Genomic DNA, 25218 nt, shown 5'->3' on the forward strand with positions numbered 1-25218 from the left:
TTAAGCTTAGCAAATGCAAAAGCAATATAAAATTAAAGAAAATTTAAGGAGGTCTTATCATGAACGAGACATTAAAAGTATTAGAATCAAGAAGAAGCTGCAGAAATTTTAAAAGTGAGCCTGTTGAAAACGAGAAGTTAGAGGCAATTATCAAAGCCGGAACTTACGCACCGACAGGAATGGGTAAGCAGTCACCTATAATAATCGCTGTGACGAACAAGAAGCTTCGTGACAAAATTGCAGAGGAAAACCGTAAGATAGGGGGATGGAATGAGGGCTTTGATCCGTTTTACGGTGCACCTGCAATTCTTATGGTTTTGGCAGACAAATCTATGCCTACATATAAATATGACGGTTCGCTCGTCATGGGTAATCTTATGAATGCTGCTGAGAGTCTTGGTGTGAACAGCATTTGGATTCACAGGGCAAAGGAAGAGTTTGAATCAGATTTTGGAAAGAAGATTTTAAAAGATTTAGGAATAGAGGGTGACTATGAGGGTATAGGTCACTGTGCCATAGGCTATGCGGCTGAGCCGTTGCCACAGGCAGCAGAAAGAAAAAATGACTATGTTTATTATGTAAAATAAAGTGAGGTTAAAAATATGCCATCAGAAAAAAGCGGTGTGTTATATAATGAACTGCTTAAAAAAGGTTTTAATGAAGAACTTTGCAAAGAGATAGCATACCGCTATATGAATACTGACTATACGGCGACGAGGATGCTTGGGTATCTTTACCGGGTCAGCAGTCTGAGTGAGGAAATGCTTATCGATGAGATGCTGGCTATACTTGATGACCGTGAGAGATTTCGTAAAAAACACGAGATGGAGTCGGCACAGGCAGTCATTAATAAAGTTTATAATGACGGACTTGACTAAAAAAGAAATGAGGATAAATATGAGCGTTACATTTGCCGGGACTATGCGAGGATATGAAAAAAAGAATATTATAAAAGATATGATTGCGGGAATAATCATTATGGCTGTCTCAATTCCTATTTCGATGGGGTATGCACAGATAGCAGGGCTGCCAGCCGTTTGTGGACTGTACGGTTCGGTGTTTCCAATAATCGCATTTGCATTGCTGTCTACATCACCACAGTTTGTGTTTGGTGTGGATGCGGCTCCGGCGGCACTTGTAGGTTCGGCACTTATCAGTTTTGGGATAGAGAGCGGTTCAAAGGAAGCACTTACAGCAGTTCCTCTGATAACATTTTTTGTGGCACTCTGGCTTTTTGTGTTTTATCTTATGAAAGCAGGAAAACTTGTAAATTATATATCAGCTCCCGTTATGGGAGGGTTTATAACGGGGATATGCACTACTATAATATTGATGCAGGTGCCAAAACTACTCGGAGGAACTTCGGGAACAGGGGAATTGCCCGAACTTTTAAGTCATCTTGCGGAAACGATAGGGAGTATAAATATACCATCGCTTATACTCGGTGTTTCGGCGCTTATAATACTTACTGTTTCTAAAAAAGTTATGCCTAAGTTTCCGATGGCGGTATTGTTGATGGGTGCCGGAGCAGTTATGACATATTTTCTGCCGGTCGGTTCATGGGGCATAAAGACGCTTGATAAAGTGGAAACGGGGCTTCCGAAGTGGGCGTTGCCTGATTTTTCAGTCGTGCCTTTAAAGGATGTTATAACGGTCAGTCTTTCCGTGGCGGTCGTGATACTTGCCGAGACACTTCTTGCCGAAAATAATTTTGCACAAAAGAATGGCTACAAGATAGACGACAATCAGGAGATACTCGCTTTTTCGGTGGGAAATCTTCTCGCATCACTTACGGGATGTTGTCCTATAAATGGCTCTGTCTCACGAACGGCAATGGGTGAGCAGTATCAGGGAAAAACGCAGCTTATGGGTATCGTTGCAGGAATTTCAATGATGGCATTACTGTTGTGTGGAACAGGTTTTATAGGTTATCTTCCTGTGCCGGTGCTTACGGCTATAGTTATCTCGGCACTGGCAGGTGCAACAGAGTTTGAACTTGCGGCAAGGCTTTGGAAAGTCAGCAGGACTGAGTGTCTGATATTTGCCGGTGCGTTTATGGGAGTTCTTTTTCTTGGAACGATAAACGGTGTTCTTATAGGAATAATCTTATCTTTTTCAGAAATGATAATCAGGACTTCAAAGCCGGCAAGATGTTTTCTTGGAATACAGCCGGGACACAGGCATTTCCGTGATATTGAGGAGGGCAGACAGATACACGAGGTAAAGGGAGTTGTTATCTATAGATTTAGCAGTAATCTTTTCTTTGCAAATGTTTCGGTTTTGCAAAAAGATATAGAAAATAGTCTAAAAGCCGACACAAAAGCTGTCATAATAGATGCGAGCGGTGTAGGAAGCATTGATATAACGGCGGCGGACCGACTTGTGATTTTGCAAAAGAGCCTTGAGGAAAAAGGCATAAGATTTTATATAACTGAGCATATCGCAGACCTTAACGAACAGATGAGAAAACTTGGGATAGGCTATCTTGTAGAGGCAGGCTGTGCAAGAAGAACAATACATATCGCTCTTAAGGATATGGGGATAAACCGTCCGTATCCGTTGGAGGGAGGAGTTGACAACGAGGAGATAAGCGGCTCAAGAAAAAGAGCGGATAATCGTGTGCAGGAGTTTGTCTGGGCTTTTGGAAAGCATACGGAAAAAGAAATAGAAAAACAGATAGTAAATCAGATAAAGCAGCTTAAAAAAGATGTAGGAGAAATTGATGTTGAGAAGCTTATGCACGGAGCATGGACGCATATGGAGGAGCTTGACCAGGATGAGTGGCTTGAACATCTTGAAGAACATTTAAAAGAAATCGTTAATATTTCAGGAAAAGATGAAAAGACGCTCGCAATAAAGCTTGAAGAACACAGAAAAGAGGTTTACGAACATATCTCCGAGCATCATCCGGAGCTTGCAAAGCGTTTTAAAGAGAGAAGACATATACTTGATGAACATTTAAAAGAACGCAGACCTGAGGTTTATGAACTTGTTGTCAGGATGCGTGATAAAGTACAATAATGAAAAATCTGTCAGGTAGTGGCAGTTAATGGTGACAGTGACATCTATTTAGAATCCATTTGAAAATATGGACTTTTGAGCCTTGATGCAGAATTACAGGACAATTAAAAAGGGCACTTGATTTCTCAAATGCCCTAGTGTATAATCTACTTAGAAAGTGAATCGGATATGACTCCGATTTGCCCTCAGTGTTAAAATGTTTATAAGAATGGCATCCTAAACTTTGGACGGTGTGGGATGCTATTTCTTTTTATTTTTATGGCTGCTCCCTCTGGTGAATATTATTTTGGTAGTTTCAAAATTGCAGAACTTATGATATAATAATAGGCTGTAGCAAACTCTTTATGCTTACACAGCAGAAAGAAGTTGATTTTACGGGCAAAGATTTAAAAGTCTGAATAAGTGTTCTGGACAGTGTAGTAGTCCGTGATTATTTAGAAAGGCGGAAATTCCATACAACAGGGTGTTTCCGGATAGGTATAAGATAAAATGAAACTAGGAATTGTTGGTCTTCCAAATGTTGGAAAGAGTACATTATTTAATTCACTTACAAAAGCAGGAGCAGCAGAAGCAGCGAATTATCCGTTCTGCACGATTGAACCTAATGTAGGAGTCGTTCCGGTGCCGGATAAGAGACTTGATGTTTTGACACAGATGCACAATTCTGCAAAGACTATTCATGCAGTTATTGAGTTTGTCGATATTGCAGGACTTGTCAAGGGAGCATCAAAGGGCGAGGGTCTTGGAAACCAGTTTCTTGCTAATATCCGTGAGGTTGATGCCATCGTTCATGTGGTACGCTGTTTTGATGATACAAATATCGTTCATGTAGATGGAAGCATTGACCCGCTGCGTGATATTGAAACTATCAACTTAGAGCTTTTATTTTCGGATCTTGAGATATTAGACCGCAGATATGCAAAACTTGCAAAGAGTGTCAAAAATGACAAGACACTTGTTAAAGAGTTTAATCTTGTTGAGAAGTTAAAAAAGCATCTTGAGGATGGAAATCTTGCAAAGACATATGAGCCGGAAGATGAGGATGAGGAAGAACTGTTAGAGAGTTTTAATCTTTTGACATATAAGCCTGTAATATATGCAGCGAATGTTTCAGAGGATGATTTGGCGGATGATGCAGCTAACAATGAATATGTTGCAAAAGTAAGAGAATATGCTGCTAAAGAGGGCTCAGGAGTTTTTGTTATCTGTGCACAGATAGAGCAGGAAATTGCAGAGTTAGAAGATGATGAGAAGAAAGAGTTTTTAGAGGATCTTGGTTTATCTGAGTCAGGACTTGACAAACTTATAGCAGCCAGCTATAAACTTTTAGGATTGATAAGTTTCCTTACAACGGGAGAAGATGAAACAAGAGCATGGACTATCACAGAGGGCACAAAGGCTCCTCAGGCGGCAGGCAAAATTCATACTGACTTTGAGCGTGGTTTTATCAGAGCTGAAGTTGTAAGTTATGACAATCTTGTGGAGCAGGGCAGCATGAATGCAGCAAAAGAAAAAGGTCTTGTGCGTTCTGAGGGAAAAGATTATGTTGTTCAGGATGGAGATGTAGTTCTTTTTAGATTTAATGTTTAATACTATTGCATTTAAGGGGGAAACTGATGGGAGCTGATGTTAGATTTCCGCATTTAGGGATAGAGATTGAAAAACTTGGCAAGAGCATTTCAATCGGTGGTTTTGCCATTGCGTATTATGGCATCATTATTGCTTTTGGCATGGTATGTGGCTATCTTATTGCGGCATGGCAGGCAAAGAGAACAGGGCAGGATAAGGAAATGTATCTCGACCTTGCTTTGTGGGATATTATATTTGCCGTTATAGGTGCAAGAGTTTACTATGTGGTGTTTAGTTGGGATTATTACAGTAAGCATCTGAAAGAGATAATCAATACAAGAGGTGGCGGAATGGCTATCTATGGAGGAGTGATAGCCGGAGTTATCACAACATTTGTATTCTCAAAGATTAGAAAAGTCTCATTTTTGAAACTTGTAGATACTGCGTGTGCAGGACTTCTTATCGGACAGATAATAGGACGCTGGGGAAACTTTTTCAACAGAGAAGCATTTGGTGGTTACACAAACGGACTTTTTGCAATGCAGCTTAAGAGAAGCGATGTGGCACAGTCAAATATCACACATGACATGATAAAGCATCTTGTTGATATAGACAATGTTTCGTACATTCAGGTGCATCCGACATTTTTATATGAATCATTGTGGAATGTGGTTGTTTTACTGATAATAATCTTCTTTACCAAAAAGAAAAAATATGACGGACAGTTGTTTCTTATATACCTTTTAGGTTATGGCCTGGGCAGGTTCTGGATTGAAGGGCTTCGCACGGACCAGCTTTTGATACCGGGAACACATATTGCGGTATCACAGGTATTATCTTTGGCAGTTGCCGTTGTATCTGCGATTATACTTATCGTGATGTTTAAAAAGAAAAAATCTGCAGACAAATAATGTGATAAAGCGGTCAGAAGAAAGTTACAGACAGATAATGGCAAAGGTTAAAAACAGATAGAAATTTAATACAGACATAAAAGCAGGTACAAAGAAACGGTGACTTTGATTTTAAATATCAAGGCCGCCGTTTTACTTTTTTAATCTATTTTGGCTATCTTTACATGAAAATCATTTGTTGCTAAATTGAATTTTTTTATGGGTGCATAACTTTAGTTCTATACTCTTACTGAGTTCACGCATAATGATAATATTTTCTCTTTCTTATAAAGAAAGTTATGGTGACGCACAGTGTCAGGAGTTCGGCGGCTGCGACAGATGACCATATACCGTTTATCCCTAATATCATCGGCAGCAGAAGTACGGCTGACAACTGGAATACGAGCGTCCGGAGAAATGATATTGCGGCAGATATGGGGCCGTTGTTTAATGCGGTGAAGAACGATGAGCCAAATATGTTGCAGCCGTTTATAAGGAATACAAAGCAATATATTCTAAATCCCATGACAGTCATTTCATATAATGAACGATCATAGCCTACAAACAGTTTAGAAACCGGTGCGGCTAGGAATTGTGCGAGTACAAAAAGTGCAAATGCCCATATGCAGATGAGAGTAAGGCTTTTCCTGAAAAGGTTTTTAAGTTCATCGTGGTTTTGGGCACCGTAGTGGTAACTTATTATAGGTGCACTTCCAATGGAATATCCGATGAATATTGCAACAAAGATAAAGTTTACATACATTATGGTTCCGTAGGCGGCAACACCGTTTTCACCTGCAAATTTCATGAGCTGTAGATTATATAATGAGTTTACGATGGAACTTGACAGGTTTGTCATAAGTTCTGATAAACCGTTAGAGCAGGTGCGTATAAGGACTTTGCCGTAAAAATGTGTTTTGCCAAGCTTAAGCGGACTTTTGTTGTGTCTGCCAAAATATGCAAGTGGTAAAAGACCGCCTACACATTCGCCGCATACGGTTGCTATTGCAGCTCCTTTTAAACCAAAGCCGAGTACGGCGATGAAAACATAGTCGAGCACCATGTTTGTAAGACCGGCGGCAACGATTACCATAAGTCCGAGTTTTGGTTTTTCGGCAGTAACAAAGAAACTTTGGAAAACATTTTGGAGCATAAACGGCATAAGAGATATAAAACTTATTCGTCCGTACAGTACACAGTTGTCGAGAAGTTCACCGGTTGCACCTAAAGCGATGCTTACGGGACGGACTAAGATGGCACCGAGAACAGCAAAAAATAAACCGCCGATTATAGTCGTATAAACTATCAATGAAAAATATTCGTTTGCTTTTTTGTTTTTCTTTTCACCGAGTGTTTTTGCAACTATGGCACTTCCGCCTGTTCCCATCATAAAGCCGAGAGCACTTAGTCCCATAATTAAAGGGAGTATGAGATTGATAGCAGCGAGCGCCGTCTTGCCAACAAAGTTTGATACAAATAATCCGTCAACGACACTGTATATTGATGTAAATATCATCATTATTATTGACGGATATACAAATTTTAAAAGTTTTTTAAATGTAAAATGTTCCGATAATTGGATACCCATAATTTACCTCCGCAGTCATTTGTTGAGTTTATTGATTTATTGTGATTGTCAAAAACAAAAGTAATCTAAATTTTATTCTTTTGTAGTTATTCGTTGAGCTTATTAAATTCATTGTGCAGCGATATGATGTATTTTTTGCACATACTAAGTAAAAGTTTCTGTTCTTCTTTGTTTAATGAAGAAAAGGAATTGTTTTCGCACTTTACTATGGGATATATCTTTTCCTGTATAAGTAGTTTGCCTGTCGGTGTCAGATTTATGTGCTTTGAGCGGCCTTTTCCATCTGAAAAATATATATATCCCTCTTTTTCAAGTTTGTGTATCGAAGAATTGATAGTCTGCTTTGGCAAAAAAGAAATTTTTTGTATGTCACTTTGCAGGCAGCCGTCACCGAGTTCAAAGACCGAGTACAATATGTCAAAGGAACTTTCGGAAAGACCTGCATTTAAGGCTGTTTCGTGATAAAGGTCATTTAATTCTTTGTAAAATTTATTAAATTCCAAAAGCGGTTTACTTATAACCGGTTTTTCATCAGAATGAATATCTTTATATACAGGTATATTTTTTATAATAATATCAGCTCCTTATCTTAAGTCCGATTTCGTACTTAGAATACTATAATGTTATTTTGCTTTTTTGTCAACAAGAAAACAGGTTAAGGAGAAAAATATGACTTTTTTTTGTCACCCACTTGCAAAAAGTGGGGAAAAGTTATATTATAGGGGATATAAGTGGTTAAAAGTGGGGACAAATTGCATATAGGTGGTAGAAAGTGGGTGATTATTATGTTTATGGGTCAGTATGAGCATACTATTGACACCAAGGGCAGAATAATCATTCCTGCCAAATATCGAAACGAATTGGGCGATACATTCGTTATAACGAAAGGATTAGATGGCTGCCTTTTTATCTATCCGTCGCAGGAGTGGATAGATTTTGCAGACAAGCTGATGGGTCTTTCGTCAAGCCAGAATACAAGAAGATTACAGCGTCAGTTTTTATCAAAGGCTATGGAAGTTACAACTGATAAACAGGGAAGGATACTTATTCCCGGATTGTTAAGGGAGAGTGCAGGCTTGGAAAAAGATGTTGTTTTTCTTGGTATGATGAACCGTATAGAAGTATGGGACAAGGAGAGACTTAAAGCTGAGGAGGAAATAGAGGAGACAGCGGGTCTTGATGAGGCTATGGACGAGCTTGGTATTTCGTTATAAGTAAGAATATTAGTGCAGAAGTGAGGGTTATTATGGAATTTGTTCATAAGTCGGTTCTACTTGATGAAGTTATAGAGGGACTTGACATTAAGGAAAATGGCACATATGTTGATGGAACACTCGGAGGTGCCGGGCACGCCGGTCATGTGTGTGAACGACTTGGCACGGATGGCAGATTTATTGGTATAGACCAGGATGAAGATGCTATCAAAGTCAGTACGGAGAGATTGAAAAAATATGGTGATAAGGTAACTATAGTCAGGAGCAACTATTCGGATATGCCGGATGTTGTTCATGAACTTGGTATTTCAGGTGTTGACGGCATAACACTTGACCTCGGAGTATCATCATTTCAGTTAGATACGGCAGAGAGAGGTTTTTCTTACAGAATGGATGCACCTCTTGATATGCGTATGGATACAAGACAGCCGTTATCAGCGGAAACGGTTGTAAATGAGTACACGGGAAGTGAACTTTTCCATATTATAAAAAATTATGGCGAAGATAAATTTGCAAAGAATATTGCAAAACATATTGTGATGGAGAGACAGGAAAGTCCTATCCTTACAACTAAAAGATTGGCTGAAATAGTCGACCATGCGATACCGATGAAGATGAAAAAGCAGGGAGGACATCCGGCAAAAAGGACATTTCAGGCAATAAGGATAGAAGTAAATCATGAATTGGATGTTTTGGAGAAAAATCTTAATGACATGATAGACTTACTAAATCCGGGAGGAAGATTTTGTATAATCACATTTCATTCTCTTGAGGACAGAATTGTGAAGAATGCATTTAGAACGGCACAAAACCCTTGTGTTTGTCCGTCTGATTTTCCAGTTTGCGTATGTGGGAGAAAACCAAAAGGGAGAGTTATAACGAGAAAACCTATACTTCCAAGTGGAGAGGAAATGGAAGTTAATCCGCGTTCAAAAAGCGCAAAACTGAGAATATTTGAGCACAATTAGTGGCAGAACAAGGAGGAGTCAAATGTCAGAATATACCAGAAACGGTTATACATATGAAAATAATAAGAGAAGGCACATTCCTAATTACAGGAAAAACACATATGTTGAGGGAAATACAGTCAGACAGCTTGAAGCTGTACCAAAAAGAAGAGAAGAAGAGAGAATAGAGCGTGAGAAACGCAGAAGAAGACAACTCGATCCGGGTAATATTGCAATACCTGGTGTTTCAGTGTTTAATATAGTTTTTATGATGTGTGTTGCAATTATCCTTATAGGAGTTACTGCATCATTTATAAGTGCACAGAACAGAAGTGTTGCACTGAAAAAAGAGGTGGTCGCACTTCAGTCAGAAATTCAGGAGCAGAAGATTTCAAATGATGAGAAGTATGAGGAAATATTAAATGGAGTAGATTTGTCGCAGATATATAAAAAAGCGACAAGAAAACTTGGCATGGTAAGAGCAGAGAATAATCAGGTGTTTAAATATAAAAACAAAAAGAGCGACATGGTTAAGCAGTACGCTAAAGTGCCTGAAACAACGAATAAATAGAATATTATCATTGCCGGATGCACAATAAATGTGAGCGGCAGATGATTGTCAGATTGGTAGAGGTTTGTTGCAATGGACAAAACGATGTTAAAAAAAATAAGACGAAGAAATATAAACAGATTAAGGCGGGAATCAAGAGTAAAGCTGGTTATAGCCATACTGCTTATATTTGCACTTATTATGGGTGCAGGTGTCAGAGTAATCTATTTAAATGTAAACAAAGGAACAGAGTATAAAAAAGAAGTTTTGTCTCAGCAAAGTTATGTAAATAAGGTGATTCATTATAAAAGAGGGGATATTGTCGACAGAAATGGCAATACCCTTGCTAAGAGTACCAAAGTATATGATCTTATATTAGAGCCTAAGCAGGTTATAGAGGCAGATGAAAACAGACAGGCAGCGGATAAGGACGCTGATGCATCGAAAAAAGCAACAGCAGCCGCTTTAAAAAAAGTGTTTGGTATCAGCGAAAAAACATTTTATTCAATTTTGTCAAAAAAACCTAATTCTATGTATTATCCGATGAAGAAATATACATCAATTCAAAGAAAAATTGTTGAAGAATTTAATAAACTCGCAGATGAGGACAGTGATATAACAGGTGTGTGGTTTGAAGAAAAATATATAAGAACTTATCCATATTCTGAGGTAGCAAGTACGGTGCTTGGTTTTTGCTCTTCTGACGGTAACGGACTTGGAGGTATTGAAAGCTGGTATAATTCAAGTCTTAATGGTGTGAATGGCAAAAGCTTTGGTTATTATGATTCAAATCTTAATCTTATAGAAAAAGTAAAGGAAGCAAAAAACGGAAATAAGATAGTATCGACTATAGATATAAATGTGCAGGGTGTACTGGAAAAGAAAATGAAAAAATTTCAGAAAGATACCGGCTCAAAAAATATGGGTGTTATCCTTATGAATCCCCAAAATGGGGAGATATATGCGATGGCAGATTATCCAAGTTATAATCTCAATGATCCTAGAAATCTTTCGGTGAAATTTTCAAAGTCTAAGATAGCAAAAATGTCATCAAAGAAAAAGGGTGAAGAATTACAGAAATTATGGCGAAATTTCTGTATCTCCGATGCGTACGAACCGGGTTCGACTTTTAAACCGGTTACGGTTGCGGCAAGCCTTGACGAGGGCGTGACATATGACGGAAAACATTATCGTTGTGACGGAGGTCAGAAGATAGGACCTACATATATAAAATGTGTGGCATATTCTAACGGAGGCCATGGAGATATAGATCCGTGTAAGGCTTTGATGAAATCTTGTAATGATGTGATGATGCATATGGCGGCGGATCTTGGTGCAACCAGGTTTGCAAAATATGTCAGAAGTTTTGGCTTTGGTTCAAAGACTGGTATAGACCTGCCGGGCGAAGCTGAGGGCGGTATATTCAGCAAAGAAAAACTGCATCAGGTCGAGCTTGCAACTTCGAGTTTTGGACAGGGTCAGACTGTTACGATGATTCAGCTTGCATCAGCATTTAGTGCAGTTATAAACGGCGGAAATTATTATCAGCCTCATGTTGTTAAGGAGATAAATTCAGAGAGTGGAGCAGTTGTTTCATCCAATGATAACACACTTGTAAAGAGAGTTGTCTCGGAAGATGCGAGCAAACTTATAAGAAAATATCTTGAAAAGACTGTTGAGGATGACGAGGGCACGGCAAGCCCTGCAAGAGTAAAAGGGTATGTTATAGGCGGAAAAACGGGTACGGCTGAGAAATGGCCGAGAAATGAAGGAAAATATCTTGTTTCATTTGCAGGCTTTACACCGACGGATAAGCCGGAACTTATGATATATGTTGTTATTGATGAACCTCATGTTTCAGACCAGGCACATAGTACATATGCTACTGAGTTTGTGAGTGAAGTTCTTAAAGATGTTCTTCCGATGTTGGGTATATATAAACAGACAGGCAAATCTGACAGTGCGAAAAAAATCACACTGCCGTCAACAAAAAAAGGAAATCAGCTTCTTGAAGTTCCAAAGGGAGGATTTTCTTCAAGAACTTATAAAGTTGCAAAAAGTAAAAAAAATAACGGATAATTCGTTTTTTGGTGCATAAAAATCTATACCTGTAATACAATACTTAATAGCCATATTCAAAAAGAGGACTGACTATGAAGTATTGCAAGACACCACAAAAGCAACGCCTGTTATTTGTATTTGCTGTAATATGTTTCTGCTCATTTTTGCTTATTGGCAGACTTGTTTATCTTATGATATACCGTGCTGATTATTATGGAAAAAAGGCAAAAGCAGTTCAGCAGAGGGAGAGAAGTATCAAGGGAAGCAGGGGTAGGATATTGGACAGGAACGGGATTGTTCTTGCCGGAAATAAATCTGTTTCGACTATCTCAGTGATACATAATCAGATTAAACAGCCGGAGAAGGTGATAAAAAAACTATCAGAAATTCTTGATATTGATGAAAGTGAGATAAGAAAAAAGGTTGAAAAGGTTTCTTCAAGAGAAAAGATAAAGTCAAATGTTGACAAGGAAATATCCGATAGGGTAAGAAATCTTGAACTTGATGGTGTTATGGTTGATGAGGATTATAAAAGAACATATCCCTTTAACAATATTGCATCTAAAGTTATAGGTTTTACGGGTGCAGATAATCAGGGGATTGTCGGGCTTGAAGTAAAGTATGACGATTATTTGAAAGGAGAAGCCGGGTATATACTTACGACTACAAATGCACGCGGCATTGAAATCGACAAGAGGGCAGAAGAGAGGATAGAGCCAAAGGCGGGCAAAGATCTTTACACAAGTATCGATATAAATATACAGAAGTTTGCCATGCAGGCAGCACTCAATGTAATGGAAGCCAAAGATGCAAAAAATGTAAAGATACTTGTTATGAATCCGAATAACGGTGAGATTTATTCCATGGTAAATGTGCCTGAATTTAATCTTAATGAACCGTATAAACTCAGTGGAAAGAATAAGACCAAAAATATAAAAGAGCTGAATAAGAAATTGAATGAGATGTGGAGAAACGGCTGTATATGCGATACATATGAGCCGGGTTCCGTGTTTAAGGTTTTTACGGCTACAGCCGCATATGAGCAGGGAGTTGTCAAGCTTACGGATACTTTTAATTGTCCCGGTTATAAATTAGTGGCAGACAGGAGAATAAGGTGTCATAAAACAACGGGGCATGGAACAGAAACTTTTGTGCAGGGAGTCCAGAATTCCTGCAATCCGGTTTTTATGGAAATCGGACAAAGGCTTGGTGTTTCTAATATGTTTAAGTATCTAAAAAAGTTTTGCATACTCGACAAGACCGGAATAGATGTTCCGGGGGAAGCGGGTACGATAATGCATAAACAAAAAAATGTCGGTGAAGTTGAGCTTGCGACCATGTCTTTTGGACAGTCGTTTCAGTTGTCTCCAATAAGGATACTTACCACGATAAGTGCCGTTATAAACGGGGGTACGATGATAACTCCACATTTTGGAGTGAGCATATCGGACACCGAAACTCAGAAAAAAACAAATATCAGATATACTTCAAAAAAGAATGTCATATCAAAAGAAACATCAGATGTTATGAAGAATGTACTGGAGACCGTTGTGTCAGAGGGCGGTGGAAAGAAAGCGGCAATAGAGGGGTATAAAGTTGGTGCAAAGACAGGAACTTCGGAAAAACTTCCAAGAAGAAGCGGAAAATATATTGCATCATGCATGGGATTTGCCCCTGCACAAAATCCGAAAGTCATAGCTTTGGTGCTGATAGATGAACCATCCGGGATTTATTATGGGGGAACTATTGCGGCACCTGTTATTTCAAAGCTGCTTGATGATATACTGCCTTATGTTGATGGAAAAGAGGATTACGGTTACAGTGGAAATTAGAGCGTGCTAAAGAATGTCTGCAGCTTACAATTTAGGGGTGACCGGAAACCTAAATAATCACGCCATGTGCAAATAGGCGTAAGAATGGAGAATTATATGACATATGTATCTGTGTTTTTTTCGATATTTGCAGCTTTTTTGGTAAGTACACTGCTTTGTCCGGTTATGATTTATGTTCTTAAGTTTTTTAATGTGAATCAGCAGATAAGAGCCGATGGCCCCAGAGGGCATCTTAAGAAAGCAGGAGTACCTACAATGGGTGGGCTTGTAATACTGATAAGTGCGGTTATAATAAATATTTTTGAAATAAGTATGAACCGTCAGATGAGTCTGCTTTTATTTGCTTTTTTAGGATTTGGTGCGATAGGCTTTTTAGATGACTATATAAAAGTTGTTTTGAAAAGGTCTCTCGGTCTTACGGTTATTCAGAAACTTGTTTTGCAAGGTGTTGTGGCATTATTGTTCTGTTATTATTATATGGTAAGGATTTCGGATGAATGTGAGATGCTTGTGCCATTTACCGGAGGAATAAGAGATGGCATTTATCTTACGATGCCTAAATGGTTGTTTTTTATTTTCATTTATATCATAATGATAGGGACGGTCAATGGTGTAAATCTGACCGATGGGCTTGACGGACTTGCGTCAAGTGTGACATTACTTATAGTGGTGTTTTTTTCTATTGCAGCATTAAAAAGCGGCAGCAGTCTTGTTTTGTCAGGCGGTTGTGTTGCGGGAGCATTGATGGGATTTTTGCTGTTCAATGTTTATCCGGCACTCGTTTTTATGGGAGATACCGGTTCGCTGGCACTTGGAGGTTTTGTTGCCGCTATGGCTGTGGAGTTGAAAATGCCTTTATATATAGCAATAGTAGGGATAATTTATCTGGCAGAGGTTTTGTCAGTAATATTGCAGGTTGTCTATTTTAAACTAAGCGGTGGAAAAAGACTGTTTAGAATGGCACCTCTGCATCACCATTTTGAACAATGCGGCTGGCGGGAGACAACGGTTGTGGCATTGTTTTCAATAGTTACGACAGTTATGTGTATAGCTGCCATATTGGATTAAAACTGATAAGAGAATGAAGAAAAGAGGATAGTTATGAAATTTACAAATAAGAGAGCTTTAGTTGTAGGTACAGGAAAAAGCGGAGTCGCCGCTGTAAATTTATTAAATCATGTGGGTGCACAGGTAACCCTGCTTGAGGGAAATGCTTCGCTTTCGTCAGAAGAAATAATGAAAAGATTTCCAAAAGAAGCGGAATTTGACCTCATAATAGGAGAACTGCCGGAACAGAAAATGAACAGTATTGATTTTGTAATACTTAGTCCGGGCGTTCCGACTGACCTCCCGTTTGTGGTGAAACTTCAGGAAAACAATATACCGGTTTGGGGAGAGATAGAACTCGCATATCTTTGCGGAAAAGGAAAACTGTTTGCGATAACTGGCACAAATGGTAAGACAACAACGACGGCACTTACGGGTGAGATTATGAAAACATATTTTAAGAGTGTGTTTGTTGTCGGAAATATAGGACTTCCATATACGGAATATGCCGCAGAGATGAAAGACGAGTCAGTGACAGTTGCAGAGGTCAGCAGTTTCCAGCTTGAAACTATAAATAAGTTTCATCCTCAGATAAGTGCGATACTTAACATCACACCTGATCATTTAAACAGACATCATACTATGGAATGTTATGTCGAAACAAAAGCAAGGATTGCCAAAAATCAAAATAAAGATGAGATATGTGTCTTAAATTATGAGGATGAATACCTTAAAAAGATAGCAAAAGATATACCTGCAAAGGTATTTTGGTTTAGCAGTGAGCATATACTTGAACATGGCATATGGCTTGATGGTGAAAAGATTATGTATAATGATGGTTTGGAGACGATAGAAATCTGTACCATCCATGATATGAAACTTTTAGGAAAACATAATTATGAGAATGTTATGGCTGCCGTTGCAATAGCAATGCACGCAGGCGTGCCACTTGACTGCATAAGAAAAGCCGTAAAAGAGTTTAATGCCGTAGAGCACAGGATAGAGTATGTAAAAGAAGTAAACGGTGTTAAATATTATAATGATTCAAAGGGAACAAACCCTGATGCGGCGATAAAAGCAGTTGAAGCTATGGTAAGACCTACCGTTGTCATAGGTGGAGGCTATGATAAGGATTCATCATATGATGAATGGATAGCTTCGTTTGGAGATAAAGTAAAAGCACTTGTGCTTCTCGGACAGACAAGGGATAAGATAGCTGCTGCTGCTAAAAAAGCAGGTTTTGAGAATGTCATAATGACAGATTCATTAGAAGAAGCCGTGAAAGTAAGCAGTAAACAGGCGGTATCAGGGGATGCGGTATTATTATCACCTGCCTGTGCAAGCTGGGGAATGTTTAAAAACTTTGAGGAGCGAGGTAAGTTATTTAAGGAGTATGTCAACAGCCTGGAGTAAAGAAAAGACAACCGGACCGAGAAAAGAAAAAATTTACTCTAAATATGACTATGTACTCATTGCACTGACTATAGGAATAGCAGTCTTTGGTATAGTTATGATAAGAAGTGCCGGAGTTTACAATGCCATGCTGCTCGGCTCAGAGCTTAGATTTGTGAAGTCACAGGCAGCAGGGCTTTTGGCAGGCTGTGCAATGATGCTTTTTGTTGCAGGTTTTGATTACCATATTTTTATTAGAAAGATTTTTTCTAAAAACAAGAAAATAAGAGTAGTGCATATTTTATATGTTATTGCACTTGTTATGCAGATTGCCGTGCTTTTTATCGGTGTTGATTATAATGGTGCGAGAAGATGGCTGAAATTTGGTCCAGTCCAGTTTCAGCCATCGGAGATAACAAAGATAGTTGTCATAATATTTATATCGTATGTGGCATACATAAACAGAAGTATCTTTGACACCTTCTCAGGTTTTTTGAAAGTAATGGCATTTACAACTCCGCTTATAGCAGTGATTGCTAAAGAAAACTTAAGTTCTGCTATAGTAGTGGCAGGGATAAGTGTTGGAATGTGTTTTATAGCAAGCAATAAAAACGGATATTTTGTTGTATGTATAGTAGTTATGATGATGGCGGCAGCTCTTTATATAATTTTCGGTGATCCTTTCCGTATGGAGAGGATACAGATATGGCTTCATGTAGAGACAAATGAAAATGCACATCAGATAAAGCAGGGATTATATGCCATTGCTACAGGCGGATTGTTTGGCAACGGCATAGGAAACAGCGTGCAGAAGCTCGGATATATACCTGAGGCGTACAATGATATGATATTTTCGGTAATCTGCGAGGAACTTGGTGTTGTAGGTGCGGCGGGTGTCATTATCGCATTTATAATACTATTCTTTAAAGTTATTCAGATAGGTTATAAGGCTAAGGATATATTTGGCACGATGCTGTGTGCCGGGGTAATGCTGCAGTTGTCGATACAGGTAGTTATAAATGTTGCCGTTGTGACAAACTCGATACCGTCAACGGGAATACCGCTTCCGTTTATAAGTTACGGTGGAACATCTGCGATGATAATGATGGCGGAGATGGGAATCGTACTCGGTGTTTCAAAAAGAGAAAAGAGGTTAAACAGCTTATGAGGATACTAAAACGTTTCTTTGCAACGCTTTGCGTCGTAATTGTAATCATTTTTGTATTATATTTTTGGTTTCATATAGACACGGTTAAGATAGAGGGTGGAAGTGTATATTCTGACAGCGAAATAGAAAAAAGTGTTTTTTGCAGAAAATTTTCCGACAATGCACTGGTGTTCAGAGTGTATAACAAATTGTATGGCATAAATAAACTGCCTTTTGTCGAGGATATTGATGTAAAATATGAAAGCCATGATACTGTTGTGCTTCATATCTATGATAAAAAGATAAGCGGATGCATAAAATATATGGGGCAGTATGTATATTTCGATAAAGACGGAATAGTTCTTCAAAGTCTTTCAGAACATAAAAAAGATGTGCCGATGGTAACAGGCATAAAGTTTGGAAAATTTTCCATAGGTAAAGCATTCAGCGTAAAGGATGAAAAACTTTTTTCAAAGATAATGAATATATCGCAGCTTATAAGCCATTATAAGATAAATGTTTCAAGGATACATTCAAGCTCTGACGGTATAATGCTTTATTCGGGAAAGGTAAGGGTGTTTCTTGGAAAAAAAGATATGTATGATGATGAGCTTGCCGCTTTGTCGGATGTGTTAAAGACTACAGCAAAGAGAAATTTAAAAGGAAGTATTGATATGTCTGACTATCATTCTGGAGACAAAATCATTTTAAAGACAAATAATTAGTAGAAGAATGTAGAAATTGACAAAATTTATAATAAAAAACAATTAAAAGAACAAACTTTCTCTTGATTATTCAAAAGTTAATTAGTATTATATATCTTAGGGAAATTTGTGAGCAGATTAAGGAGGAGCAGCGTTGTTAGAGATAAAAACAAATGATTCAGAAATAACCGCTAAAATAATCGTAGTTGGTGTTGGCGGTGGCGGAAATAATGCCGTAAATAGAATGATACAAGAGGGGATAAAAGGTGTTGAGTTTATATGTATAAATACAGATAAGCAGCATCTTATGAATTGCAATTCTGCAACATGTCTCCAGATTGGAGAAAAACTTACTAAGGGTCTTGGAGCAGGGGCAAATCCCGAAGTTGGAAAAGCTGCTGCCGAGGAAAACCGTGAAGATATAACAGAGATGATAAAAGGTGCAGATATGGTATTTGTAACATGTGGTATGGGCGGTGGTACCGGAACAGGAGCAGCACCGGCGGTCGCAGAAATATCAAAGGAACTTGGTATCCTTACTGTAGGTATTGTTACAAAGCCATTTAAGTTTGAGGCAAGAAGCCGTATGAACAATGCACTGGCAGGTATAGAAAATCTTAAAAATAATGTAGATACACTTATCGTTATACCAAACGACAAACTTCTTGAGATAGTTGACAGAAGAACATCTATGCAGGATGCGTTAAGCAAAGCTGATGAAGTATTACAGCAGGGTGTTCAGGGTATTACGGATCTTATCAATGTACCGGGACTTATCAATCTTGACTTTGCAGATGTGCAGACAGTTATGAAAGATAAGGGAGTAGCACATATCGGTATTGGAACAGGTACCGGTGATGACAAATGTCTTGATGCGGTAAAACAGGCCATATCAAGTCCGCTTCTCGAGACTACTATAGAGGGCGCTTCAGATGTCATCATAAATATTGCCGGAGATGTAGGTCTTCAGGAAGCCGGAGAAGCAGCTTCATATATAGAGGAACTTACAGGCGAAAACAGTAACATTATATTTGGTGTAAGTGACGGGGCAGGCGATGACACGGTTAAGATAACTGTTATTGCAACAGGGCTTGATGAAGATAACACAGAACAGCCTAAGCAGGCATCTTCATTTATAAAGCAGCAGACACCAAAGACAAACTTTCCTACAAGAGAAGGGCAGATTGCCACACCTGTAAGACCGGTGACACCGGTACCTAAACAGGTTAAGCAGACTGCTTCAGGTGTTCAGGGCAGTGCACAGTCAACGGTAAGACCAACTGTTGTTCCACAGCCGCAGCCTACATATTCAAGGGGCAGTGAAGATGGTGGAATTAAGATACCAGAATTTTTACAGCGAAAGAGATAATTGCAGTTGTAACATAAAAGAAAAATCCGGACATCATGCTTGTTCGGATTTTTTCGTCAGTATGCGTTTATGTATTGAAAGGAAAAGATTTGGATAATAAAGAGAAGATAGAGTTAAAAAGACTTAGGGTCACAATGGTGACAAAGGCATTGTTTATATTTATCGGCATAATACTTATGCAGCTTATTGCGTATATGTTATGTGTGCTTGGATATACGGTATTTGGGATTGCTCAGGGAATCGGATATGCAAGGGCACTTGCAGAGATTACAATATTAAACACAACCAAGAGTACAAATCTGATGCTTACAATATCGGCAGTTAGTGCGATACTGTCATTTATATGGTGTGCCATATTATATAAGAAATCAGGATTTCGAGCCGATAGTATGGATTACAGGAAAGTATTTTCAGTAAAAAATATAATGATGATATTTTTTACAGCCGCAGGATGCTGCATAATACTTACTTTTCTTTTGAGCGGTCTGACCGCACTTATGCCGGGAGTATTTAAAAATTATACAAAGCTTATGTCAAATTTTGAGACAGGAAACATGGCAGTGACACTTGCCTATGCAGTCTTTATAGGTCCGGTATCTGAGGAAATGATTTTCAGGGGAGCAATATTTGACAGATTTTATATCGGTTTTGACTACTGGGTGGCAAATATATTACAGGCGGCATTGTTTGGTCTTTACCATATGAATCTCGTGCAGGGATTATATGCGTTCTGTCTTGGAATAGTATTAGGGGTTATCGTAAAGGCAACAGGGAGCATACTCTGCTCAATGCTTACACATATAATTTTCAACGGGACGAGTTATATCCTGCCGATAGTGCTTGGCAGCGGCAATAATATCATAAATATAGCGGTTATGTTTGTATTGTTTGTCATAGCAGTTCTTGGGATTTTTGGGATAAAGACATTTACAGGTGCAGTGTCACATAATAACTGACAATAAATAACAAAGATTAAAATAAACAACAGGAGGCAGAATATGAAGTGGTACGATAAAGCAGTTTTTTATCATATATATCCGCTCGGACTTTGCGGATGTAAAAAAGAGAACAACGGAGAAAAGGAACAGCATTTTGACAAACTGACACAGTGGTCAGACCATGCGGCAGAACTTGGATTTACGGCAATATATATCGGACCTTTGTTTGAGTCAGAGGGACATGGATATGAGACAAGGGACTATAAACAGGTAGACTGCCGGCTGGGCACAAATGACGATTTCAAAAAGTATGTTGCACATTGCCATGAAAAAGGTATGCACATTATAGTGGACGGAGTTTTTAATCATGTCGGAAGAACATTTCCGGCTTTTCAGGATTTGCTCAAAAACCGTGAAAATTCAGCATATAAAGACTGGTTTTGCAATGTGAATTTTGGCGGAAACAATGAGTACAATGACGGACTTTCCTATGAAAACTGGGGCGGCTATAATCTATTAGTCAAGTTAAACCAGAGAAATCCTGAAGTTAAGTCATACCTTTTTGAAGCGATAAAATTCTGGATTGATGAATTTGATATAGATGGTATAAGACTAGATGCGGCAGATGTACTCGACTTTGACTTTATGAGAGAATTAAGAGGTTTCACATCGGGATTAAAAGAAGATTTCTGGCTTATGGGAGAAGTTATACACGGTGATTACAGCAGATGGGCAAACGGCGATATGCTTGACAGCGTTACAAATTATGAACTGCATAAAGGTCTTTATTCGGGACACAATGACCATAATTATTTTGAAATAGCACATTCTGTAAAGAGGCTTTTAGGCATATGTGGTGACACGAGATTATATACATTTGTCGATAATCATGATGTGGAGAGGATTTATTCAAAAGTAAACAATAAAGAACATCTTTACAATATTTATATATTATTATACACTCTTTACGGTATTCCATCGGTATATTATGGCTCGGAGTTTGCTATTGAGGGAAAGAAAGAAAACGGTTCTGACTGGAATCTGCGTCCATGCCTTGAACTTGATGATTTTAAGGGTGCATATGAAAATAATGAGATAACAGCCCTGTGTGCGAAGCTTGGAAAACTTAAGAAAGATTACGAGGTGTTAAGTGCAGGTAAATATGAGGAACTTCTGCTTACGAACAGACAGTTTGCTTATTCGAGAAGTATTGATAAAAAGACTGTTATCGTGGCTTTAAATAATGACGATAACGAAGCAGTTCTTACGATAAATCCACGCACTGAGTGCATGGGTGCAAAGATTATCCTTGACGGAAGCAATAAGGCAAAAAATGAGGAAGTTGAGGCGAAGGCAGAAAATGGAAATATTATAGTTAAACTTCCTGCAAATTATGGAACGATAATAGAATTATCCTGACAACGACAAAAACAATGATACAAAAATGAAAGCTGAGGTAAACGACAGATGAATTATGATACGATAAAAGAAGAAATAAAAGATATTGACATTACATTGCCGCCACCGCAGGAAGAACCGGAAAGACAGTATTATTTCATAAAGAAATTGCAACATTGGATGGAACTTAAAAAAGAAGAAAAAGGCAGAGAACTTACCTGCTGTGTAAATACATTCGGATGCCAAATGAATGCGAGGGATTCAGAGAAGATAATCGGTATCCTGATGACGATAGGATATAAGGTCGTTGAGGATGAGGACGCAGACCTTGTAATATTTAATACCTGTACCGTAAGGGAAAATGCAAATCTTAAGGTTTATGGCAGACTCGGTCAGTTAAAAAAGATTAAAAATAAAAATCCTGAAATGATAACTATGCTCTGTGGCTGCATGATGCAGGAGGAGAGTGTTGTCGAGAAGATAAAGAAAAGTTACAGAAATGTGGACATTATCTTTGGAACACACAATATATTCAAATTTGCAGAACTTCTTTCGATGAAAGTGCTTGACCGGGCAGAGTCAAAAAAAATGATAATAGATGTGTGGAAAGACACGACAGAGATAGTTGAAGAACTTCCTGTTGAGAGAAAATATCATTTTAAGAGTGGTGTAAATATTATGTTTGGCTGCAACAACTTCTGCAGCTATTGTATAGTGCCATATGTGAGGGGCAGGGAGCGGAGCAGAGAGCCTGAGGATATAATCGCCGAGATAGAGTGTCTTGTAAAAGACGGCGTTGTAGAGGTTATGCTTCTCGGTCAGAATGTAAATTCATACGGTAAAAATCTTGAAAATCCTATTTCTTTCACAGAACTTTTGAGGAGAGTTGAAAAGATAGAGGGACTTAAGAGGATTAGATTTATGACTTCCCATCCAAAGGATCTTTCAGATGAACTTATAGAGTATCTCGGTGAGTCAAAGAAAGTATGTAAGCAGATGCATCTTCCGTTACAGTCAGGAAGTGACAGGCTTTTACAGAAAATGAACCGTCATTATACAAAAGAGGGCTATCTTGAACTTGTGAGAAAGATAAGAAAAGCCGTTCCTGATATAGCACTCTCTACCGATATAATAGTAGGTTTTCCGGGAGAAACAGAAGAAGATTTTGCACAGACTATGGATGTAGTCAAAAAAGTGGAGTACGACAGTGCGTTCACTTTTATTTACAGCAAGAGAACGGGAACACCTGCTGCCGCAATGGAAGAACAGGTTGATGAGGCTGTTGTAAAGGAAAGATTTGACAGACTTCTCGCAAAGGTTCAAGAGATAGCGGCAAAGAAAGCAGCAGAGGATGTTGGAAAAGTGGAGGAAGTTCTTGTCGAGGAGATAAACGACCATGATGCCACACTTGTGACCGGAAGAACAAGCAAAAATTATCTTGTTCATTTTAAGGGGGACAAGTCACTTATAGGAAGTATAGTAGATGTAAAACTCTGCGAGAGCAAAGGATTTTACTATATCGGAGAACTTGCGTGATGGTTTTGTAATTTTAAATTAAAAAATTCAGATTAAAAAAGGAAATTTAAAATTAATGTCGAATAACTAACATAGAGGGTAACATGACACAAGATTTGTGCGTGTGCGTTTTATGTTAGTTATTTTGTTGATAGGAGGTTTCAGAGAGCATATGTATTACACAGAGGAACAGATTGAAAAAGTTCGTTCCGGAAGTGACATCGTTCAGATTATAGGAAGATATGTAAATCTGAAGCGTTCGGGCAGCGGTTATGTCGGACTGTGCCCGTTTCACAGTGAAAAAACACCGTCGTTCAGTGTAAATCCCGCAAGGCAGATGTATAAATGTTTTGGATGCGGAGTGGCAGGAAGTGTCATCACATTTGTTATGGAATATGAAAATTATACATTTCCCGAAGCGATGCAATTTCTGGCTGAACAGGCAGGTATAGAACTTCCAAAGACGGAACTGACACCTGAACAGAAAAGACAGAAAAATCTCAGGAGTACACTTGTACAGATAAATGCAAAAGCGGCAGCATATTATTATGCAAAGTTAAAGTCTCCGGGCGGAAAACAGGGGTATGACTATTTTAAAAACAGGGGACTCAGTGATGAAACGATAATGCATTTTGGACTTGGATATTCAGGTCAGGGCGGCAGAGAGCTTTATGGCTATCTTAAAAATCAGGGTTATTCTGACAGAGAGCTAAGTGAGACAGGGCTTTTTAAGATAGACGAGCATGGTGCTTATGACAAATTCTGGAACAGGGTAATGTTTCCGATAATGGATATAAACAACAGAGTCATCGGCTTTGGCGGCAGGGTCATGGGTGATGCAAAACCAAAATATCTGAACTCGCCGGAAACTATTTTGTTCAATAAAAGTAAAAATTTATTTGGTCTGAATTACGCAAAACTTGGAAAAAGAAAAAATATCATTCTCTGCGAGGGATATATGGATGTTATAGCACTGCATCAGGCAGGCTTTACAAATGCGGTGGCATCGCTGGGAACAGCATTTACTTCAGAGCAGGCAGTCATACTTAAAAGATATACCGATGAGGTGCTTCTTACATATGACAGCGATGCGGCAGGTATCAAAGCAGCATTGAGAGCGATACCGATGCTCAGGGATGCAGGAATAAACGCCAGAGTTATCCATATGGACCCGTATAAAGACCCGGATGAGTTTATAAAAGCTCTTGGAAATGAGGAGTTTGAGAAGCGGATAAATGATGCACAGAACGCATTTTTGTTTGAGATAGAGGTTCTCAGAAAAAACTATGATATAACTGATCCTGAACAAAAAACAAAGTTCGACCACGAGATGGCAAGAAAACTTCTCGTGTTTGAAGATAAGGTTCAGAGAGACAATTATATCGAGACATTATCAGCAAAATATTCAATAAAAAAAGAAGATTTGCGGGGGCTTGTCATAAAAAATGCGAATATGGCTTCAAGCAGGACAAAGAAAACATTTAGTCAGAGTGATGGATATCAGAAAAACGGCAGGAAACCTAAGGAAAAAGGAATAGAATATTCATATAAATTACTGCTTTCATGGCTTGTAGACAGCCCTGAGCTTTTTGGGAAAGTAAGCGATATCGTTGGCAGAGAAGATTTTGAGGAAGAACCGTATAAAAAGGCGGCAGAACTTTTATATGAACAGTTTGAAAAGGGTGAGGTTATTCCGGCAAGGATAGTAAATCATTTTGAGGAAGCAGACGAGCAGAAAGAGATAGCAGATATTTTTCAGACAACCTTTAAGGTCAATATGAACAGCGATGAGAAAGAGAGAGCACTCAATGAGCTGGTGTTTAAGATAAAAGAATACAGTATTGATAAAAAATTAAAAAATCTGACAGATATAACAAAACTTCAGTCGCTAATGATTGAAAAAAATAAAATTCAGAACAGAGATAAAATGCATATTTCTCTAAAAGATGGTTAGAGTATAAACGAAGTCATTTATACGGTAGATGATGAAGTTTGTTACATAAAAGAAAGGATGGAACAATATGGCAACAGAGAAG

General features: G+C 38.5%; 21 protein-coding genes. 19 read left to right on the forward strand and 2 right to left on the reverse strand.

The features are described 5' to 3' along the window. The first annotated feature begins 59 nt into the window (after window positions 1–59). From DWZ63_RS01420 to lgt, 5 genes are all read left to right on the forward strand, one after another. Complete coding sequence (locus tag DWZ63_RS01420; RefSeq protein ID WP_118498382.1) at window positions 60–587, forward strand: nitroreductase; 528 nt, start codon at window positions 60–62, stop codon at window positions 585–587. A gap of 15 nt (window positions 588–602) precedes the next feature. Next, window positions 603–878, forward strand: a complete 276-nt coding sequence (locus DWZ63_RS01425) for a hypothetical protein (RefSeq protein WP_118498384.1) — start codon at window positions 603–605, stop codon at window positions 876–878. Window positions 879–897: 19 nt separating this feature from the next. Then, window positions 898–3021 carry a SulP family inorganic anion transporter gene (locus tag DWZ63_RS01430; RefSeq protein ID WP_118498386.1) on the forward strand — a complete coding sequence of 708 codons (2124 nt, stop codon included), beginning with the start codon at window positions 898–900 and terminating at the stop codon, window positions 3019–3021. 489 nt (window positions 3022–3510) lie between these two features. Further along, entirely contained in the window at window positions 3511–4611 is a 1101-nt protein-coding gene (ychF, locus tag DWZ63_RS01435; protein WP_022014564.1) for a redox-regulated ATPase YchF, read from the forward strand. 26 nt (window positions 4612–4637) lie between these two features. Next, a complete protein-coding gene (gene lgt / locus DWZ63_RS01440) occupies window positions 4638–5501 on the forward strand; it encodes a prolipoprotein diacylglyceryl transferase (RefSeq protein ID WP_118498387.1) in 864 nt (287 codons plus the stop codon). A gap of 235 nt (window positions 5502–5736) precedes the next feature. Here lgt and DWZ63_RS01445 read toward each other — a convergent pair whose 3' ends face one another. Together DWZ63_RS01445 and DWZ63_RS01450 are read right to left on the reverse strand one after the other, a co-directional pair. Beyond that, entirely contained in the window at window positions 5737–7068 is a 1332-nt protein-coding gene (locus DWZ63_RS01445; RefSeq protein WP_118498389.1) for an MATE family efflux transporter, read from the reverse strand. An 86-nt stretch (window positions 7069–7154) separates the two neighbouring features. Next, on the reverse strand, window positions 7155–7571 hold the full coding sequence (locus DWZ63_RS01450; RefSeq protein WP_243020441.1) for a MarR family transcriptional regulator: 417 nt from the start codon (window positions 7569–7571) through the stop codon (window positions 7155–7157). Window positions 7572–7799: 228 nt separating this feature from the next. On the opposite strand from DWZ63_RS01450, the gene mraZ reads away from it, so the two are divergent. From mraZ to dnaG, 14 genes are all read left to right on the forward strand, one after another. Beyond that, entirely contained in the window at window positions 7800–8282 is a 483-nt protein-coding gene (mraZ, locus tag DWZ63_RS01455; protein ID WP_022014568.1) for a division/cell wall cluster transcriptional repressor MraZ, read from the forward strand. Between the two features lie 32 nt (window positions 8283–8314). Then, window positions 8315–9250, forward strand: coding sequence for a 16S rRNA (cytosine(1402)-N(4))-methyltransferase RsmH (gene rsmH / locus DWZ63_RS01460; protein ID WP_118498391.1), 936 nt, complete (start codon window positions 8315–8317; stop codon window positions 9248–9250). A 22-nt stretch (window positions 9251–9272) separates the two neighbouring features. Then, on the forward strand, window positions 9273–9800 hold the full coding sequence (locus tag DWZ63_RS01465) for a hypothetical protein (RefSeq protein WP_055943399.1): 528 nt from the start codon (window positions 9273–9275) through the stop codon (window positions 9798–9800). Window positions 9801–9872: 72 nt separating this feature from the next. After that, window positions 9873–11858: a penicillin-binding transpeptidase domain-containing protein gene (locus tag DWZ63_RS01470; RefSeq protein WP_118498393.1), complete on the forward strand. Its 1986-nt coding sequence runs from the start codon at window positions 9873–9875 to the stop codon at window positions 11856–11858. A gap of 74 nt (window positions 11859–11932) precedes the next feature. Beyond that, window positions 11933–13672, forward strand: a complete 1740-nt coding sequence (locus DWZ63_RS01475) for a penicillin-binding transpeptidase domain-containing protein (protein WP_118498395.1) — start codon at window positions 11933–11935, stop codon at window positions 13670–13672. A gap of 96 nt (window positions 13673–13768) precedes the next feature. Continuing rightward, a complete protein-coding gene (gene mraY, locus DWZ63_RS01480) occupies window positions 13769–14740 on the forward strand; it encodes a phospho-N-acetylmuramoyl-pentapeptide-transferase (RefSeq protein ID WP_022014573.1) in 972 nt (323 codons plus the stop codon). Between the two features lie 33 nt (window positions 14741–14773). Beyond that, complete coding sequence (gene murD / locus DWZ63_RS01485; protein WP_118498397.1) at window positions 14774–16132, forward strand: UDP-N-acetylmuramoyl-L-alanine--D-glutamate ligase; 1359 nt, start codon at window positions 14774–14776, stop codon at window positions 16130–16132. Then, complete coding sequence (locus DWZ63_RS01490; RefSeq protein ID WP_022014575.1) at window positions 16113–17279, forward strand: FtsW/RodA/SpoVE family cell cycle protein; 1167 nt, start codon at window positions 16113–16115, stop codon at window positions 17277–17279. Before murD ends, DWZ63_RS01490 begins: the two co-directional genes overlap by 20 nt. Beyond that, window positions 17276–17983 (forward strand): cell division protein FtsQ/DivIB, encoded by a 708-nt coding sequence (locus DWZ63_RS01495; RefSeq protein ID WP_118498401.1) that lies wholly within the window; start codon window positions 17276–17278, stop codon window positions 17981–17983. The genes DWZ63_RS01490 and DWZ63_RS01495 overlap by 4 nt, the downstream gene beginning before the upstream one ends. 133 nt (window positions 17984–18116) lie before the next feature. Then, window positions 18117–19331: a cell division protein FtsZ gene (gene ftsZ / locus DWZ63_RS01500; RefSeq protein ID WP_118498403.1), complete on the forward strand. Its 1215-nt coding sequence runs from the start codon at window positions 18117–18119 to the stop codon at window positions 19329–19331. 89 nt (window positions 19332–19420) lie between these two features. Then, a complete protein-coding gene (locus DWZ63_RS01505; RefSeq protein ID WP_182431412.1) occupies window positions 19421–20287 on the forward strand; it encodes a type II CAAX endopeptidase family protein in 867 nt (288 codons plus the stop codon). A 42-nt stretch (window positions 20288–20329) separates the two neighbouring features. Next, window positions 20330–21688 (forward strand): alpha-amylase family glycosyl hydrolase, encoded by a 1359-nt coding sequence (locus DWZ63_RS01510; protein ID WP_118498406.1) that lies wholly within the window; start codon window positions 20330–20332, stop codon window positions 21686–21688. A 48-nt stretch (window positions 21689–21736) separates the two neighbouring features. Next, complete coding sequence (miaB, locus tag DWZ63_RS01515) at window positions 21737–23203, forward strand: tRNA (N6-isopentenyl adenosine(37)-C2)-methylthiotransferase MiaB (protein WP_022014580.1); 1467 nt, start codon at window positions 21737–21739, stop codon at window positions 23201–23203. A gap of 151 nt (window positions 23204–23354) precedes the next feature. Beyond that, window positions 23355–25136 carry a DNA primase gene (gene dnaG, locus DWZ63_RS01520; RefSeq protein ID WP_055943373.1) on the forward strand — a complete coding sequence of 594 codons (1782 nt, stop codon included), beginning with the start codon at window positions 23355–23357 and terminating at the stop codon, window positions 25134–25136. The last annotated feature ends 82 nt before the right edge of the window (window positions 25137–25218 follow it).

The sequence above is a fragment of the Clostridium sp. AF34-13 genome, from assembly GCF_003477845.1.
GTDB classification, from domain to species: Bacteria; Bacillota; Clostridia; order Lachnospirales; family Lachnospiraceae; genus Butyribacter; species Butyribacter intestini.

Coding starts and splice junctions, on each gene's coding strand:
- dnaG (WP_055943373.1), top strand. CDS start 23,355: ATGTATTACACAGAGGAACAGATTGAAAAAGTTCGTTCCGGAAGTGAC.
- miaB (WP_022014580.1), top strand. CDS start 21,737: ATGAATTATGATACGATAAAAGAAGAAATAAAAGATATTGACATTACA.
- mraY (WP_022014573.1), top strand. CDS start 13,769: ATGACATATGTATCTGTGTTTTTTTCGATATTTGCAGCTTTTTTGGTA.
- DWZ63_RS01495 (WP_118498401.1), top strand. CDS start 17,276: ATGAGGATACTAAAACGTTTCTTTGCAACGCTTTGCGTCGTAATTGTA.
- DWZ63_RS01490 (WP_022014575.1), top strand. CDS start 16,113: ATGTCAACAGCCTGGAGTAAAGAAAAGACAACCGGACCGAGAAAAGAA.
- DWZ63_RS01510 (WP_118498406.1), top strand. CDS start 20,330: ATGAAGTGGTACGATAAAGCAGTTTTTTATCATATATATCCGCTCGGA.
- DWZ63_RS01470 (WP_118498393.1), top strand. CDS start 9,873: ATGGACAAAACGATGTTAAAAAAAATAAGACGAAGAAATATAAACAGA.
- DWZ63_RS01430 (WP_118498386.1), top strand. CDS start 898: ATGAGCGTTACATTTGCCGGGACTATGCGAGGATATGAAAAAAAGAAT.
- DWZ63_RS01425 (WP_118498384.1), top strand. CDS start 603: ATGCCATCAGAAAAAAGCGGTGTGTTATATAATGAACTGCTTAAAAAA.
- rsmH (WP_118498391.1), top strand. CDS start 8,315: ATGGAATTTGTTCATAAGTCGGTTCTACTTGATGAAGTTATAGAGGGA.
- DWZ63_RS01465 (WP_055943399.1), top strand. CDS start 9,273: ATGTCAGAATATACCAGAAACGGTTATACATATGAAAATAATAAGAGA.
- DWZ63_RS01475 (WP_118498395.1), top strand. CDS start 11,933: ATGAAGTATTGCAAGACACCACAAAAGCAACGCCTGTTATTTGTATTT.
- lgt (WP_118498387.1), top strand. CDS start 4,638: ATGGGAGCTGATGTTAGATTTCCGCATTTAGGGATAGAGATTGAAAAA.
- DWZ63_RS01420 (WP_118498382.1), top strand. CDS start 60: ATGAACGAGACATTAAAAGTATTAGAATCAAGAAGAAGCTGCAGAAAT.
- murD (WP_118498397.1), top strand. CDS start 14,774: ATGAAATTTACAAATAAGAGAGCTTTAGTTGTAGGTACAGGAAAAAGC.
- DWZ63_RS01445 (WP_118498389.1), bottom strand. CDS start 7,068: ATGGGTATCCAATTATCGGAACATTTTACATTTAAAAAACTTTTAAAA.
- ychF (WP_022014564.1), top strand. CDS start 3,511: ATGAAACTAGGAATTGTTGGTCTTCCAAATGTTGGAAAGAGTACATTA.